We start from the raw sequence: 16,318 nt of genomic DNA, 5'->3' as shown, positions 1-16,318 counted from the left end.
CATTACGTTTAACTGGCTCCAAGGATACGCCCGGCCTTACTATCCCAGAAGCGAATTATTAGAATCAGAGCTATTCCAAAATGGAATTCAAACAACTCCGCATGTTTGTCGAGGTTGTACGCCAGGGCGGTTTTACCGCCAGTACACGCGTGCTTCACGCGACTCAATCGACCGTCAGCAAGCAGATTGCCCATCTGGAGCAAAGTCTGGGGTTGCGTCTGCTGGATCGGACAGGCCCCGCCCTACAATTGACCGATGCGGGACATGTTGTGCTCAAACATGCTGAGCACATATTGCGCCAACACCGCGAAATGCTGACGGAGCTGGATGATCTAGCCCGCCTGGGTCAAGGACAGCTGCGCGTTGGGCTGCCCATTCTGGGTGCAGAAACATTGTTTGCAGCACCCTTTTCCCTCTACCGTAAGCGCTATCCGCAAATTACGGTTCACTTGGTGGAAGGTGGCAGCAAGCTCATGGAGGAGTTGGTCATCAAGGGTGATATAGAGATTGGTGGCTGTCTTACCCCTAATGATCCTTTTTTTGATTATCAACCTTTTTGCAATGAGCCATTGGATGCCGTGTTGTCATGTATTCATCCATTGGCCAATAGGCCCCGATTGGCATTAGCGGAGCTGGCCGCTACGCCCTTCTTGCTATATCAGCAGAGCTATACCTTGAACGATCGACTGTTACAGGCGTGCCGCGAAGCGGGCTTTACGCCCCAAGAAGGTGGCAGAAGTGGACAGGCGGACTTTCTAATAGCATTGGCAGCAGCAGGACAAGGCGTTGCTCTCCTACCCCGAATCGTGGCCCAAAAGCTGATACGTCCCGATGTCGTACGCATTCCTCTGACCCAACCTGACCTCCGGTGGGACGCCTCCTTTATCTGGCGGCGTGGTGCATACCTTTCCCGGGCGGCAAGAGCCTGGCTCGATCTCATGCAGGAAGTCAGCCTGGAGCAATTCGGCAAACTGGATACTTGAGTCTGAATATCCTGAATTAAAGTCTGCCATGACAACATAGTCATCAAGCCATTAGCGCCTGATGACTTAGCAGGCTGCCGTTCCCCTCAGCGGATCAAGGCTGTTATCAGACGATCCAGCCACGGCTCCGCGTCCGTTTCGGGAGTAACGGTTTCACTGGCATCGAGCTTTAATATAGGCAGCACTTCCTGCAGTCCAAGCTCGGCAAACAGCTCCTGCATTTGCATGCCACCACCACAGTAAGTATCGCCGTAGCTGGCGTCCCCCAAACCGATCACGGCTGCGGGCCTGCCACGCCAATCCGGAAGCGTATCGCGCAGCGCATAGTAAAGCGGCTGTACGTTGTCCGGCAGCTCTCCCATTCCGGTTGTCGATGTCACGGCAAGAAACGCATCGGCATCGAAAGCCAGCAAATCGTCCAATCCTCCACGCAAATTGAGCCAGACCTCATGCCCACCTGCCCCCAGAATCTGCTTGGCGTGCCTGGCGACCTCCTCGGCCGTGCCGTAAACAGAGCCACATAAAATGGCGACTTTCATGACACCTCCTTAATCACTGGTATGCCTAACCTTACCATGCTGCCTTTTGGTTCACACACAGCGCTTCTTGCACTGACATGACGCCTACTACTTAGGTCTAGCCAGCGCTCATCGGCATTTAACGCAAATGGAATGAACCTTGTATATGCTTGCACAGCCTGATACTCAGGCGATCGAAGCACTCCAAAACGAGCCGCTTCCTGTTCTCGACCGCAGTGCTTACCCGGCGCTGTGTAATCAGACCGTCCTATCCGGATAGTTGCATGTGGAGAGTTCTATGATGCATCCCGTCACCCTGATGGTGGCTCGCCGTGTCGCCGATGGCTGTTACGATAATTTTCTCGAATGGCTGCGCGAAGGTGAGCGCTTGGCGACCTGCTATGAAGGCTATCTTGGATCGGGCGTCCTCTCCCCACCGCCAGGCGATAATGAAGTCCAGATCGTGTTTCGTTTTTCTAATGAGCAGACATTAGGTGCGTGGGAGCATTCCTCGACGCGTCAGCACTGGCTTGAGCGGGGCAAGGATCTCTTCGAGCAGCCGCAGGAGCTTCGTGCACAGGGCCTTGATACTTGGTTTGGCGATGCCCGCCGCACACCCCCTCGCTGGAAGCAAAGCATTGCTGTCTGGCTTGCGTTCTTTCCTGTATCGCTGCTATTCAATGCCTTGTTAGGCGACAGGTTGGCTGGGTTGCCACTGGTACCCAGAATATTGCTCAGCACCCTGATCCTGACCCCTATCATGGTGTGCTTCTTTATCCCATGGGTAACTCGCCTGCTTTCCGGCTGGCTCAATAGTGATGCCTCGCAGGCTCGCCGGAGAACACTCCGGCCTGCTACGACCCGTCATTCATGATGTCACGATGGTGAAGGGTTTGCGATAATCGAAAGCTGTCTGCAGAGTATCGAAGCTCTAGCAGACAGCCCTTTCGTCTGTCGGAGCCCCATCCCATGCATCACACGTTTGCTGCCCCGCTGATTATCACGGGCGCCAATAAACGAGTCGGCCTTGCCTTGACCAAGACGTTGAGCAGTCAGGGGTATGAGATCGTAGCCACGTACCGCAACGATCCTGGCGAGCTGGTGACGCTGGAAAATGTTTACCCTGTTCAGGTAGACCTGACCTCCGTTGAAGACAGGCAACAGTTTATCGACTATGTACTCACTTACGCCAAAAGCCTGCGCGGCATCATTCATAATGCATCGCTTTGGCTGGACGACTCGCTTCATCATTTCCAGACCATGTATCAGGTACATCTCGAAGCGCCGTATCACCTGAACCTGGCTCTGGAGCCGCTCCTGCTTGCCAGTACGCGCGCCGATATCATCCATATTTGTGACGACAGTGCCTCCCGAGGCAGCAAGAATCACATCGCCTATGCAGCGACCAAGGCGGGGTTGAGTAACATGACCCTGTCGTTCGCTGAAAAGCTCGCACCTACTGTCAGAGTGAATACCATTGCTCCCGGTCTCCTCATTTTCAAAGAAGACAGCAGTGCTGATTATCAGGAGGCTACGCTGAAAAAGGCTCTACTTCCGTATGAGCCTGGAGCCGCGCCGATCATCGAGGCTGTGACCTATCTGTTGCAGTCCACCTATACAACAGGCAGTACGGTTACGGCCAATGGTGGCCGCCACCTGCGTCATTCGAAGAATGCCTGATTGTCCCAGGCATTCATTTTTGGAGGAATCGATCCATGACCGAACAAGAGCGCATTGAGCTGGAGGCTGCGGCCTTTCGTACATTAGTAGAACATTTGCGCAAGCGTACCGACGTACAAAACATCGACCTGATGAACCTGTCAGGCTTTTGCCGGAACTGCCTATCGAAATGGTATAAGGCGGCGGCGGAGGAAAAGGGCGTGGAACTGAGCATGGACGATGCACGTGAGGCCGTCTATGGAATGCCGTATGCCGAGTGGAAATCGCTTTACCAGAAGGAAGCCACACCTGAACAGGCTGCTGCTTTCAAGGAGAGTGCCAAGCCATGACTCCCCTCGAGACCTTTCGCGCTCGGCTTCGTAGTGATGAGCATCTGTTCGCCGATACTTTGGCTTTCATTGCAGAGCACTATGATTACACGCCTCAAGCCTTTGTAAATGGTTCGGTAGAAAACGCAGCTGGCCAAAACGAAGGCTCCTGCAAAACTCTAGGCCTTGCGCTGCTAGAGAGCTTCGAGACACAGGAAGCCCTGTTGGCCTTTGGCGAGCATTACCGTAGCGTTATTGCGACTCCTGAAGGTGCTGATCACGCTAACATCCGCTCGCTGATCACCCATGGTCTGGCAGGCGTCCGCTTCGCCCAGCTGCCATTGGCAGCAAAACAGTCGGTTTGATCTGTCGCTTGCGCCTTGATCCGAAAAGATCAAGGCGCAACAGTGTTGCTCATAACTTTTTCGCGCTCAGTGGCTAGATCCTACTTACCTAATTGAATCAAGCCGTGCCTTCAGCTCATGGGTCAGTAATAATAGGCAGCGACTGCTTTCTAAACCTGTGACTGCCAATGCGCCTATCTCGCTTTTACGTCGACCTTCCCCTTTCGCTCGGGCAACAGATCCTCCCTGAAGCACAGGCTCACTATATGGGACGTGTATTACGTCTTACCTCGGGTACAGCCGTACAGCTATTCGATGGGTCTGGCTATGAATACAAGGGAGTGCTAACCGAGATCGGGAAAAAATTGGCGCACGTGGACATACAGGAGCGCTTTTCCGGAATGGAGGAATCAACGCTTCGTGTCCATTTAGGGCAAGGTCTTTCCCGAGGGGAAAGAATGGATTGGGCTATACAAAAAGCGACAGAACTGGGCGCCGCCGAAATCACTCCTGTCATGACGGAGCGCTGCGAGGTGCGCCTGAAAGATGAGCGAGCCGACAAGCGTCTTCTACATTGGAAGCAGGTCGCTATTAGCGCCTGTGAGCAGTGCGGACGTTCAACCCTCCCTATCATCCATGCCCCCGTCACGCTAGCCGAGTGGCTTGGAAAGGTCGAGGCCGATTTGAAGCTTGTACTTCATCCCGTTGCGGAGCCGCTTACCAGCCACACACCACCCTCTAGTCTCGCCTTTCTGATAGGCCCAGAAGGTGGTCTTACTGATAACGAGGTGGCAGAGTCCCAGAAGGCCGGTTTTGTTTCTGCACGTCTGGGACCGCGTGTACTGAGGACTGAAACAGCGCCGGTTGTGGCGCTGGCTGTAGCACAGCAGCTCTGGGGAGACTTCTAGAAGAGTTAGAAAGCCTGGTTTCAACCGGCCTTTCTGATTAGATCACTCCGATTTCAGCCAGCTTTTCTTCCAGCGCAATCAGATCGGGAATCTTCACTACACTACCCTGATGCTTCACAGCTGCCAGCTCCAGAGGATCCAGAAGAACATCAGCCGACTCAAGGTCAGGTGTAACTCTCATGGAACGTGGAATACCTTGCACGAGGATGGCCAGGAAACGCACATGAGCACGCCCTCCCAAGGCATTGATGATCGCGACCCGAGCTGACGTACTGTTACGGTCAAACTGCAACGGCGCTCCCGAGGCGGCTTCGAAGCTGAGCAGCGGGAGCCGAAGGTCTCGCCACGCCACCTGCCCCAAACACCAGTCAGGCTGATCGGCCAGCTTGGCAACCGGTCGATACGGTATCAACTCAGCCACAGCAACGTTAGGCAGCAAAAGCGTGCGGTCCGTAAGAGAAAGCAGCAGTCCTGTCAGGTTTTCAGGTGTGCTTGTGAGTGCTGGTGTTTGGCTCATAGGAACTCCTTTCAATGAGCATGCTGCTTGGCTAGGCGGTTGACCAGCGCTTCGGCCAGCCCCCGCGGATCACTCGTGAACGAAGAGAATCCTGCCTCTCGAAGTGTCTCTGGCATACTGGCGCAACTACAACTGTCGGCGCTTTGAGTCCATATCTCCGCACCTCTTCGGCGCATATAGGCTGCTGAGCTGCTACCGTCATTACCCATGCCACTAAAAATGATCATGCCGCAACGCGAACCGAAATGTTGAGCCAGATTGAGCATCATCTGGTCGACCGAAGGCGTATAGGGCTCCGGCCATTTGCGGCTCAGGACATCCAGCTTGGAATCATTACGAAAGCTCAGCTCGTTCTGTGTTGGAACGACTATGACCTCACCACACCTGACCTCAAGTCCCGGCTGCGCAATTTGTACATGCCATTGACTGTGGCGACCTACCGCCATTGGAAGTGTTGCCTCGAAATTGGCATCGATATGCTGTGCATAAAGAAAGCCAATCGGCAATCCGCCTGGCAAAGCGTCAAGAAAAGCCTTTACTGCATCCGGTCCGCCCAGCGATGCGGCCAACAGCCATACCTCTTTGGCAGACTCCCCCATCTGCAAGGGTGTTGAGGCCAGAGACGCTGGCAAACTCAGTCGCTCCGGACGCTCGGTATCAGCCAGAAGCGCCTGAAGGCTCGGACCAACTGCCTCGGTCGTATCACCCACCAAATGTTTCAGCTTGGTAATAAGGCGGCGCTCCCAGCGCGGGAAAAGATCCGAGCTGAACTCAGGTGCCTGGCCTTCTCCAAAGAGAACGGGCGTAGAGGTATGTTCAAGCAGATCCTCCAGCACGTTGGAGTCTTCCGACTCAGCCAGATCCACCAGCCAAAGATCCGTCTCACAGGCTCGCAAGGCTTCCACATCAAGGCGCGTCGGATCGCTGTTGAATACCACCTGATAGCCGTTGCCAGCCAATACCTGTTGCAACACATACCGTTGCAACGAGGTATCAGCCAGAATGGCAACTCGAACTATTGCTTTCTCAGTCATTTACCTTGACCAACTGTTGGATGTGATTGAGAAGCTCATTTTCCTGGTACGGCTTGCCTAGGTAATGATTTACGCCAATAGTGAAAGCACGATCACGGTGCTTCTCGCCTGTGCGTGACGTAATCATGATGATAGGCAGGTCCTTGAGATGCTCATCGTGACGCACGAGTGAAGCCACCTCGAAGCCATCCATCCGCGGCATCTCGATATCAAGCAACAGGATATCGGGCTTGCGCTCCTGAAGTAGAGCAATCGCATCCACGCCATCCTTAGCGGTAATCACGTCCATCCCGCTCCGTTCAAGCAGACGGCTAGTCACCTTGCGAACCGTAACCGAGTCGTCAACCACCATAACCAGTGTCGGCCGCTCAACTTCGATCTCCGCGGCATAGTCGATCGCAATAGAGAGGTCGGCCGGCGCGCCAACGGCACGAGCATAGCGGCTGCGAATCAAGGCCAGCAGGTCAAGAATCACGACTACTCGACCATCCCCTAGAATCGTAGCGCCAGAGATACCATGCACGCCGGTAAACTGTGGGCCCAGGCTCTTTACTACGATCTCTCGCGAACCGGCCAGGCTGTCGATCTGTATAGCCACGGCATGGTCATTCGAGCGCACCAAAATAACCGGCAAGGGAAGCGGCTGGTTGATCAGTTTAGGCCGTTGCCCATTTTCCAGCAGCTCACCCAAGTATTTCAGCTCATACGTCTGGCCTGCATACTCGAAGGAACGAGCACCGGCCTGATAGTAAGCCTCCAGCTCAGTCGCCGACACACGAACGATACCTTCGATTGTGTTCAGCGGAACTGCATACAGGTCCTCGCCAGAGTGCACCATTAGTGCCCGGTTGACCGACACCGTAAAGGGCAAACGGATCGAAAAGGTCGTTCCCTCTCCTGCAACCGAGTGAATGCCCATGGTTCCACCCAATTGTTTAACCTCGGAGTGGACCACGTCCATACCAACGCCGCGTCCGGAAATCTGAGTCACCTGTGCAGCGGTGGAGAAGCCCGACTCCAGGATGAACTGCATGACTTCCTGCTCGGAAAGCTCACTGCCCTCATCCATCAGGCCGCGCTCTATGGCTTTGCGACGTACCGCAGACAAATCGATACCACGGCCATCGTCAGAAAGCGTCAGCAGAATATCACCGCCCTCACGACTCAAGGAGAGGTGGATATTGCCCGTTTCGGGCTTGCCTGTTTCCTTACGTGCTTCACTGTTTTCGATGCCATGGTCTACCGCGTTACGCAGCATGTGCTCGAGCGGAGCGACAATGCGCTCCAGCACATTGCGATCCATTTCGCCTTCAGGGTTGTTTACCTCAAACTCAACCTGCTTTCCCAGCTCACCCGCCACCTGCCGAACAACGCGGCGCAGGCGTGGAACCATACGGTCGAAAGGCACCATGCGCGTACGCATCAGACCTTCCTGAAGTTCCGTGTTGACGCGAGCCTGCTGCAATAGCAGGGTCTCCGCATCACGGTTACGGGATGCCAGTGTATTTTTCAGATCGAGCAAGTCAGACGCCGACTCGAACAAGGAGCGGGATAGCTGTTGCAGTTGCGAGTATCGGTCCATTTCCAGTGGATCGAACTCTTCATAGCCCGCACGCTCATGCTCATCCTGGTGACGGCTGAGGATCTGGGCCTGCGTTTCGGTATCCAAGCGACGTAACTGATCGCGGACCCGCTCAATGGTCGCTTCCATCTCACTGAGCGTGGCACCGATATCACTAACCTGCTGCTCGACACGACCTCGGAAAATGGAAGTCTCACCGGCCAGATTAACCAGGTTTTCGAGCAGATCAGCCGGAACGCGTACCAATTCCTGAGGAGCTCGACGGTTACTGTCTTTGCGCGCCGCTTCCTGCGCACGTTGTACGAAAGGCAGCACCTGAACTTGATCATTGACCTCGTGCGGTGCGGCGGCCATGACAGGAGCAAGCACCTCCAGAGGTTGCTCGGGCTCGCTCACCGGTTCAGGTTCAATCGCTACAGCCAATGCAGGCATGGGCGCTGCGGTGAAATGTTCACGCAGGTCCGCAATTCGTGCCCCTAGATCAGCCAAGCCGTCATGGGCCTTACCTTTCAACTCAACAATACGGTCCGAGGCAACGGGCCCGTTTAATGGGCTGGCGTCCCCTAGTTCCTGCTCAAGCAAGTGGGCCTGGTCACCCAGTGCGAACTGGCCTGCGAGACGAGCACCACCTTTCAAGGTATGCAGGCAGCGCAGCAGATCATCAACGGCCTCATTCGAGCCTTCGACTTCCTCCCAACGATGGAACGCCAACTCCATATTGGTGAGCAAGTCCTCAGCCTCCTCGATAAAGATCTCCAGAATTTCGTCTTCATCGGAGTCTTCTACTTGAGCAGGCGGCAATGTAATGCTGACAGGCTGCTCTAACTGCTGATCCGTGCTGGTACGGAAAGCATGAATGGCCTCCACCAGACGCTGACCAGACGGTACAGGTTGGCGGTTACGAACATTTTCCAGCATCTCAAGCAACAGATCGTGGCTTTGATGTAGAAGGCCAAACAAGTGCTCACTTGAACGGAGGCGTCCTGCACTCAATCCCTCGTAGAGGAATTCAAGCTCATGGGCCAAATCGCTGACGGGTGTGATGTCAGCCATACGGGCACCGCCCTTGAGCGTATGCAGGTCACGTTGCAAGGCTTCCAGCTCAAAGCTGTTATGCGTGTCCATCTGCCAACGTTGCAGAGAGCCTGCCGCGCTTTGAAGAATATCGAAACCTTCCTCAAGGAAAATATCGATCAGTTCCTCGTCAGCCTCGTCCAGAGGCTCGGAAGGTTGTACCTCTGACGTTGACGTGTCCTCGGGATACGCAGCGTCTTCATCCTGCTCGACCTGCTGCATCCGCTGTATACCCTGCCGATAGGCCTGAATCGAATCGACCAGGTCATCAGGCTGACTAAGCGCTTGATGATTCTGCAACTGGTCAAGCTGCTGAGCCAAGCGGTCATGACAACGTTGGAGCAGTGGTTTCAAGTCGTCACTTGGTTGGTAACGACCGTCAACAAGCCCCTCGTATAACGTCTCAAGCTCATGGGCCAAAAGGCTGATGGGCTCGATATCAGCCATCCGCGCTCCGCCCTTGAGGGTATGTAGGTCGCGCTGCAGAATCCAGAGATTGTTATGGTTGGTCGGCTCCTTGAACCAACGCTCAAGTGCCTGTCCAGCGCTATCAAGCAGGTCGACCGCCTCTTCCAGGAAGATGGCCACCATCTCGCTGTCAAGCTCATCGTCAACTGGAATAGCAGGAGCCTGTACAATGGGCTCGACCGTATTGATCGAAGAGGACTCGACTACCGGATCGACATGATCAGCAGCCTCAGCCTCAGCCTCAGCCTCAGCCTCAGCCTCAGCCTCAGCCTCAGGAGCATCCAGTTCAGCAAGAAGCAAATGCAACGCATTGATGCGCTCACCCTGAGGTGTGGCTCTAAGCCCCACGGCCAGTTGGTTAAGCATGCTGACCAAGGCTTCCTGGGAAGCCAGCACCTCTTCGAAGAACGCGTCGCGATGAGGAATATGCGCACTAATGCAGGATTGATAGACCTCGCAAAGAACCGAACTCAACGCCTCCACGTCTGAAAGACCCGCGTTAGCGGCCCGATCAGAGAAATGAGTAAACTCAGCAGACAGCGAGGCAGCATGATGAGCATCATCACCCGTTGCTTGCCAAGCCTCTAGCAGCCCATCGGCCTTGAGCAGGATATCCATGCTCTCGATAAGAAAATCGGAGAGGCGTTGACGATTGTGATGCGTATTCGACTCTGCTGCATCGATCGAAGCGGTCTGCTCGGACCTTTGCTCCAGCAGATCCTGCAATCGAGCCAACAAGGCATCATTATCGATAAGCTGAATATCGATATGGTCGTCACTCAATTGTCTGAGGCCGTCCTCTATCGAATACGCTGCATCCGCCAGTACCTGCTGCTCTTCAGAGCCAAACGGTGTATGGCTTGCCTTGTATTCCTTAACAACACGCTCTAACAAAGAAGCAAGGTCAGCAATCGCTGAAATACCTGCCATATGAGCGCTACCCTTGAGGGTATGCAAGGCACGCAGCAGATTATCAGTAACCTGTTGAGGTACCTCAGGGTCCGCCTGTTCGAGGTATTCCGCAATTGTTGCAAGATGAGCCTCTGCCTCATTACGGAAGATATCTAGTAGCAACGGATCAACATTTTCACGCTCAGGCAGCTCTTCAAGCACAGGCTCGCTTGTAACCTGTGCATCCAGCGACTTTTCGTCATCAGCTTCAAGGCTAAGCTCTGGCTCTGGCTCTTCAGCATGGTCGACAGCCGTAACCGGAGCCTCGACGTCAGCATTTTCATTCTGAGAACCGGGCTCAACCTCAGAAGCAGGCTCTACCTGTTCAGAAGACTCAAACGCGTCTGGAATAGGAAGCCCGCGGGCCAGCGCATGAGCCGCCGCTGCAAGGTAATCGACATCGTTACGCTGACGCTGAGCATTCAACTCGTATTCATCAATCAGCTGCGGCAGTAGCTGTACGACCTCGTTTACTACATGCTGAATATCGGCAGAGGTTTCTACACTGTGGTCGATGACACGGTTGAGAAGATTTTCAACTGCCCATGAGAGCTCGCCAATGATCAAGGCGCGCACCATGCGCCCGCTACCCTTTAGGGTATGGAAGGCTCGACGGCTCTCAGATAACGCTTCACGATCCGAGGCATTAGTTAGCCAGCGGGGAATATACGTGTTAAGCGTTTCGAGTACTTCTTCTGCCTCTTCGATGAAGACTTCTCTCAAATCTTCATCGACAGGCTCCTCATCAACAGGAGGAGGAAGAATAGAGGGAGGAACTTCTTTTGCAGGCGGATTGATAGCCTGCACAGGGGAGGCCATGACTTCCCCCAGATCCATACCTGTCTCTTCGCCATGAATGGGTGCAGGAGAGATGTCAGTTGCTGTATCGATATGTTCAGGCAACGCCTCAGCCTCAGTCGGCTGCGACGCATCCAGAGACGCGGTGGCTTCCTGCTTGTCATCCCTGGCTTCCAAGGCACCGGTAGCTGCGTCGGCAGGCAGTTCTGGCTCTGTCGAGGGCTCGTGAGAAAGCGCCTCCTCCGCTGTCGGCTCAAGTGATGTAGCGTCCTGCTGTTGGCCGTCAACACCAGAAGCGGTGCTGGCTTCAGGAGAGCTGCTTTCGAGCGAATCAACCGCTCCAGCGTGGGCAGGCTCTTCAACCTCTGCATCAGCATCGCTCATAGCGCTGTCAGCGCTTGCGTCCGGCGTCGGCTCTGTAGCGATTTCCTCTATAACCAGAGGCACATCAGTCGAACTGGATACCAAGGGATAGCCCAAGGTTTCCATGCTCTCCTCTGCTACATCAAGAATCAGCTCCTGCTGTGCATTGGAGTCGTCAGCGAGACGTTCAAGGTAATATTCGACACTGGTAATAGCATCTGCCAGCGTGTCCAAGCTCTGCCAGTCTGGAACGACCTGGCGAGCCAGGAGCTCTTGCTGAATATAGCGATTACATGCCTCAACCAGGCCTGCTGCACGCTCCAGAGGAATCATGCCCAGGCCGCCTCGAACCTGGGTCAGCAACTGGGGAATCGGCAACAAATGCTCATGATTCCATTGAGAGGCTATGAATTCGATAATGGCATCTTTGGTCTGCTCAAGACCGTTACGCGCCTCTCTAATGACAAGCTGATGTACCTGGGCAACATCTGTCGTGGGAAGATGAGACTCCTCATCATCGCCATGATCCGTCACGCCAATCATGCCCGCCAGTGTTGCCTCGACATAAAGCAACGCACCTGCGATATCCATGAGCGCAGAATCGGTACTGGGCATATCCCCAGCGGCCAGCGCCGAGACCTGATCAATCTGATCCAGAATAACGCGACGCGGCTGGCCAAAGCCCAGGACAGCCAACGTGTCTGCAATTTGCTTCAAGGGAAGCAGCAGTGCGCCCAGCTCGCTAGACTGCTGACGGTCGCTACGTACATACAAATCAAGGCTGTCCTTGATGCGCACCAGCTCTTCGCATAGAGCTGTCACCACGGAGCGCATCGCATCGCGATCCGGACCAATGCTTCCATTGTTTCCAGTATCACCCTGCCCTGAAATCTGCAGCGCTTCTTCGAGCTTGTAGAGAGCCTTTATTTCCTTGATTCGGGGCGTATCGCTTGTAGCTTGGCCCAGATAGAAAAGCAGATCGCGTGTCAGATCATAAGAAGCTGGCACATTGAGTGCCGCTGTTCCGCTTGCCAGCAGCCGCTTCAGCTCATTATCGATGCGACGCAGAAATACACGTACGCGGCTATCGTTCTCGAAGACGCCAGCGCTGAGTCCTTCAATCAGAGCAGAAGCCATCGGCCACAACTCGCCAAGCGGACTGCCTGCGCATAACTGCTCAAGACGCTCGAACACCTTCGTCAGATAATTGAGGTGACTGGCAACACCTTGGTTACGGAACAGGCTGACTTGTGCAACCTGTAAAACCTGACGGAGTTTGCGTACGACTACCGGCCAATCGGTTGCTTGTCTGCGAGCCAGCTCTTCGGGCTCGAGAAGCGGTACAAGGGGCGGAGAAGCTGGCGAGAAGAAGTTAACCTCGGATAAAGGCTTCTCGCCTCTGACTGCACGCAGTTCGTTCAGAAGCGGCAGCACCATCATCGGCAGGTCGCGACGGGCACCGAGAATGCGATCCAGATAGGATGGAAGTTGCAAGATGGCTCGCATCAGAACTTCAAGGGCATCACTCTGGGCTGCTGCCGGATCGTTCTGAAGCACCTCGGCCAGCCGCTCCATTTCTTCGGCAAGCAGCGCCGCGCCATAGAACTCGACCATCTGCAGGGTGCCGTGGACCTGGTGAATGTAGGTCAGGCAGAAGCGAATCCGGGTAGTGTCCTGAGGATTCTCAACGAAAGCTTCAAGTGCATGCTGGGCTTGCTTCAGCGTTTCGGCAATCTCACCCTTCACCCACTCCAGAGCGACATAATCGTGCCGATCTGCCATATTCACTCCATTCATACCGTTAAGCTACCCTGCGGGTAAAAGCCAAAACACGCTCATCAGCGACCGGGATCAGGTCTGGATGACTCCAGCCAGTGACCTCTCCCACGCCAATTACTAAAAGTCCGCCGGGGTTCAGCTTGCTGACAAGCTGATTGAGAATGTCCTTACGAAGCCACCGACGAAAATAAATGAGCAGGTTTTGACAGAAAATGACATCCATGCCAGATATGGGTGTTCTACCAAGCTCGAGCACATTCAATCGCGCGCAACACAGGCGAGCTTTCAAAGCGGAAGCTATGGAAAACGTTCCATCTGCATGATTTGAAAAATAGCGATCAAGCAGCGAACTATCTAAATGCTTAACTTTCTCAGAGGCATATATTCCAAGACGAGCGTTGCTCAAGGCATGTGAACTAATGTCTGTAGCAAAGACACCGTAGCGCTCGGATAAACCCGCCTTGCGAAAGGTCTCTGAGGCCGTTATTGCCATTGAGTAAGCTTCTTCTCCACTGGAGCAACCCACACTCCACAAAGACAAGGTTGCCTCGCTGTCCAATTGGATACGCTGACTCAAATAAGCCTCCAACGTCTCGAAGGAAGGAAGGTGGCGAAAAAACTGAGTGAACTGCGTGGTTAAGTGATTCAGCAGATCAGCCCATTCCCTTGCGCCCGTCACTCCCCGTGTTACATATCGATAGTAGTCTGCGTAATCGTTGATACCCAGCGCTCGCATACGGCTCGTCAAATGGGTCTGAAAAAATGGGCGCCTCGCGATGTCGATAACAATCCCGACACGACTCTCAAGCAAATGCTGCCAAGCGATGAATTCGCTTGGCAGCATTTCCATCGAGGGCTGGAAGCTCCAGCCCTGGGGATGCTCGACATTCGTTGCGATAGCGTCCATACCTCTCGCCGCTCCGTACGAGCTATGCACTTAGCTAGGAGACTGATCTTCTGGCAGCTTGAAGCCCGAAACCGAACGTCTCATTTCATTCGCCATCTTCGCCAGGTCTCCAATGCTACGAGCGGTAGCGGTAGTACCGGCAGAGGTTTGCGAAGTAATTTCCTGAATGACATTCATAGTATTCGAGATGTGACCTGCAGATGACGCCTGCTGACGCGCAGCATTGGAGATGTTCTGGATCAGACCTGCCAACGCTCTGGAAACCTTTTCAATTTCCTCGAGCGCCACACCCGCGTCCTGGGCCAGAGAGGCACCGCGAACTACTTCAGAGGTCGTTTGCTCCATGGAAATAACAGCTTCGTTGGTATCGGTCTGAATCGCTTTTACAAGGGCTTCGATCTGCTTGGTTGCGCCAGAGGAACGCTCAGCAAGACGTTGAACTTCATCGGCTACCACGGCGAAGCCGCGACCCGCATCACCGGCCATCGAAGCCTGGATGGCCGCATTAAGGGCCAGAATGTTTGTCTGGTCGGCAATGTCGTTAATCAAGCTAACGATGTCACCGATCTCTTGGGAGGATTCACCCAGTCGCTTGATCCGCTTGGAGGTGTCCTGAATCTGCTCACGGATGTTATCCATGCCCACGATCGTATTATGTACGACCTGGTTGCCCTTGTTTGCAATGGATACAGAGCGCTCTGCTACCGCAGTCGACTCGGAGGCGTTGGCCGATACCTGGTCAATAGAAACTGCCATTTCGTTAACAGCGGCAGAAGCCCCGGCGATTTCCTGCGCCTGGTGCTCGGAAGCCTCCGCTAGATGAATAGCGGTTGACTGAGTTTCCTGAGCAGCTGCCGATACCTGAACCGCTGTCTGGTTAATGGTTTTAACCAAGTCACGCAACTGGTCGATCGAGTAGTTGATCGAGTCAGCAATCGCCCCTGTAAAGTCTTCGGTAACGGTTGCCTCTACGGTCAGGTCACCGTCGGCAAGGTCTGCAATTTCGTCAAGCAAGCGAAGAATCGCAGCCTGGTTACGCTGGTTCTTTTCATTGGTTTCAGCCAGACGCTGACGTGCTTCTTTTACAATGATAAGACCGATTGAAATAATCGATACCAACGCGATAAGGCCCAGAACGTAGTTACCGAGGACGTTGATACGTCGCTCAGCCGTTACGTTGCCATAACCTTGCGCCAGATCCGACGCTTTGGTCAAAAGCTGCTGTGAACTGGCAAAAATCTGGTTGGCTGCTTCACGAACGACAAGCAGTTCAGAAGACGTACCGAGAATTTCGTCCACGTTGCCGGAAACGAATTCAAACAGCTCGTTAACCTCATTCAAACGGCTAACAGCTTCGGGGTCAGTCACTTTTGCGATGTTCATCGAAGCGTTGCCCTCAAGCATCGCGTTCAAGACACGGCCAAACATACTGGCATCACGACCGAAACTATCGGCGGCCTGAACAGCAGACTGATCGCCAGCCAGCACCTTGTTAACCGAACCGAGAATACGCTCAGCCAGGAGTGACTGACGTTGCGCGACCGCTACTTGTTCAGCGGGTGCCTTACGCTCCAGCAGGATGTTAACGATCTCATCGTACTCTACCTGCAACTGGGGAATCGTCTGGGCAAGCGTAGTCGCAAGCTGATGCAATGATAGTACGGTCTGCTCACTGGCCGTAATGTCATCCGCACTTTTCCGGACACGATCCCATTCAGCCTGTACCGCTTCCATTTGTGGGGCAACAGACAATGAAGAAGGCGGCAAACCTGCTAGCTCATTACCGTTACGCAAGATATCCCAGCGTCTTTCGAACTCGTTACGAGCCGCCTTAAGCTGATTGAATGCCTCGGGCTTACCTGTTGCAGCCTCACTTGCGTTGGTGGAAATACGCTGTGAGAGAACACGCAACTCACCCGCATGCTCAAGATATTGCTTATCGTGGTTGGCTTGCGTACTGAGATACGCGAAGTTTGCGAAAAGCAGAACAATTGAAATGATCAGCGCGACAAAAAGGCCGGCGACCAAAGGACTCGTTTTCCCCGTACTCGTTTTCTTCATTGCTGGCCCCCGCCTGGACCGGTTTATTGCATATTCCTTTGTG

At 54.1% G+C, this 16,318-nt stretch carries 12 protein-coding genes; 6 read left to right on the top strand and 6 right to left on the bottom strand.

All coding sequences use genetic code 11. From position 1 onward, the window contains the following. Positions 1 to 80 precede the first annotated feature (80 nt). On the top strand, positions 81 to 983 hold the full coding sequence (locus EAW52_RS06955) for a LysR family transcriptional regulator (RefSeq protein WP_122041896.1): 903 nt from the start codon (positions 81 to 83) through the stop codon (positions 981 to 983). An 86-nt stretch (positions 984 to 1,069) separates the two neighbouring features. Here EAW52_RS06955 and EAW52_RS06950 read toward each other — a convergent pair whose 3' ends face one another. Beyond that, positions 1,070 to 1,522 carry a flavodoxin gene (locus tag EAW52_RS06950; protein ID WP_122041895.1) on the bottom strand — a complete coding sequence of 151 codons (453 nt, stop codon included), beginning with the start codon at positions 1,520 to 1,522 and terminating at the stop codon, positions 1,070 to 1,072. Positions 1,523 to 1,802: 280 nt separating this feature from the next. On the opposite strand from EAW52_RS06950, the gene EAW52_RS06945 reads away from it, so the two are divergent. From EAW52_RS06945 to EAW52_RS06925, 5 genes are all read left to right on the top strand, one after another. Then, a complete protein-coding gene (locus tag EAW52_RS06945; RefSeq protein ID WP_033351670.1) occupies positions 1,803 to 2,375 on the top strand; it encodes an antibiotic biosynthesis monooxygenase in 573 nt (190 codons plus the stop codon). Positions 2,376 to 2,470: 95 nt separating this feature from the next. Next, positions 2,471 to 3,181, top strand: a complete 711-nt coding sequence (folM, locus tag EAW52_RS06940) for a dihydromonapterin reductase (RefSeq protein ID WP_122041894.1) — start codon at positions 2,471 to 2,473, stop codon at positions 3,179 to 3,181. A 35-nt stretch (positions 3,182 to 3,216) separates the two neighbouring features. Continuing rightward, positions 3,217 to 3,510 carry a DUF1244 domain-containing protein gene (locus EAW52_RS06935; RefSeq protein ID WP_122041893.1) on the top strand — a complete coding sequence of 98 codons (294 nt, stop codon included), beginning with the start codon at positions 3,217 to 3,219 and terminating at the stop codon, positions 3,508 to 3,510. Then, the gene (locus tag EAW52_RS06930; protein ID WP_122041892.1) at positions 3,507 to 3,854 is read left to right on the top strand and encodes a HopJ type III effector protein; all 348 of its coding nucleotides are present in this window, start codon (positions 3,507 to 3,509) and stop codon (positions 3,852 to 3,854) included. Before EAW52_RS06935 ends, EAW52_RS06930 begins: the two co-directional genes overlap by 4 nt. A 167-nt stretch (positions 3,855 to 4,021) precedes the next feature. After that, entirely contained in the window at positions 4,022 to 4,741 is a 720-nt protein-coding gene (locus EAW52_RS06925) for a 16S rRNA (uracil(1498)-N(3))-methyltransferase (protein WP_122041891.1), read from the top strand. Positions 4,742 to 4,778: 37 nt separating this feature from the next. Here the strand turns inward: EAW52_RS06925 and EAW52_RS06920 are convergent, their stop codons facing one another. The 5 genes from EAW52_RS06920 to EAW52_RS06900 are packed head-to-tail and all read right to left on the bottom strand — an operon-like array spanning position 4,779 to position 16,275. Then, positions 4,779 to 5,258, bottom strand: a complete 480-nt coding sequence (locus tag EAW52_RS06920; RefSeq protein WP_122041890.1) for a chemotaxis protein CheW — start codon at positions 5,256 to 5,258, stop codon at positions 4,779 to 4,781. Between the two features lie 11 nt (positions 5,259 to 5,269). Beyond that, positions 5,270 to 6,292: a chemotaxis protein CheB gene (locus EAW52_RS06915; RefSeq protein ID WP_019364357.1), complete on the bottom strand. Its 1,023-nt coding sequence runs from the start codon at positions 6,290 to 6,292 to the stop codon at positions 5,270 to 5,272. After that, the gene (locus EAW52_RS06910) at positions 6,285 to 13,310 is read right to left on the bottom strand and encodes an Hpt domain-containing protein (RefSeq protein WP_122041889.1); all 7,026 of its coding nucleotides are present in this window, start codon (positions 13,308 to 13,310) and stop codon (positions 6,285 to 6,287) included. Before EAW52_RS06910 ends, EAW52_RS06915 begins: the two co-directional genes overlap by 8 nt. Before the next feature lie 19 nt (positions 13,311 to 13,329). Next, positions 13,330 to 14,214, bottom strand: a complete 885-nt coding sequence (locus EAW52_RS06905) for a protein-glutamate O-methyltransferase CheR (protein WP_010795385.1) — start codon at positions 14,212 to 14,214, stop codon at positions 13,330 to 13,332. A gap of 30 nt (positions 14,215 to 14,244) precedes the next feature. After that, positions 14,245 to 16,275, bottom strand: coding sequence for a methyl-accepting chemotaxis protein (locus EAW52_RS06900; protein ID WP_010795386.1), 2,031 nt, complete (start codon positions 16,273 to 16,275; stop codon positions 14,245 to 14,247). Positions 16,276 to 16,318: the final 43 nt, after the last annotated feature.

Origin of the sequence: Pseudomonas sp. LTJR-52, assembly GCF_003691465.1 — a bacterium.
GTDB classification, from domain to species: domain Bacteria; phylum Pseudomonadota; class Gammaproteobacteria; order Pseudomonadales; family Pseudomonadaceae; genus Chryseomonas; species Chryseomonas luteola.
This window is presented reverse-complemented; position numbering and strand designations above follow the sequence as displayed.

Coding starts and splice junctions, on each gene's coding strand:
- EAW52_RS06955 (WP_122041896.1), top strand. CDS start 81: ATGGAATTCAAACAACTCCGCATGTTTGTCGAGGTTGTACGCCAGGGC.
- EAW52_RS06950 (WP_122041895.1), bottom strand. CDS start 1,522: ATGAAAGTCGCCATTTTATGTGGCTCTGTTTACGGCACGGCCGAGGAG.
- EAW52_RS06945 (WP_033351670.1), top strand. CDS start 1,803: ATGCATCCCGTCACCCTGATGGTGGCTCGCCGTGTCGCCGATGGCTGT.
- folM (WP_122041894.1), top strand. CDS start 2,471: ATGCATCACACGTTTGCTGCCCCGCTGATTATCACGGGCGCCAATAAA.
- EAW52_RS06935 (WP_122041893.1), top strand. CDS start 3,217: ATGACCGAACAAGAGCGCATTGAGCTGGAGGCTGCGGCCTTTCGTACA.
- EAW52_RS06930 (WP_122041892.1), top strand. CDS start 3,507: ATGACTCCCCTCGAGACCTTTCGCGCTCGGCTTCGTAGTGATGAGCAT.
- EAW52_RS06925 (WP_122041891.1), top strand. CDS start 4,022: ATGCGCCTATCTCGCTTTTACGTCGACCTTCCCCTTTCGCTCGGGCAA.
- EAW52_RS06920 (WP_122041890.1), bottom strand. CDS start 5,258: ATGAGCCAAACACCAGCACTCACAAGCACACCTGAAAACCTGACAGGA.
- EAW52_RS06915 (WP_019364357.1), bottom strand. CDS start 6,292: ATGACTGAGAAAGCAATAGTTCGAGTTGCCATTCTGGCTGATACCTCG.
- EAW52_RS06910 (WP_122041889.1), bottom strand. CDS start 13,310: ATGGCAGATCGGCACGATTATGTCGCTCTGGAGTGGGTGAAGGGTGAG.
- EAW52_RS06905 (WP_010795385.1), bottom strand. CDS start 14,214: ATGGACGCTATCGCAACGAATGTCGAGCATCCCCAGGGCTGGAGCTTC.
- EAW52_RS06900 (WP_010795386.1), bottom strand. CDS start 16,275: ATGAAGAAAACGAGTACGGGGAAAACGAGTCCTTTGGTCGCCGGCCTT.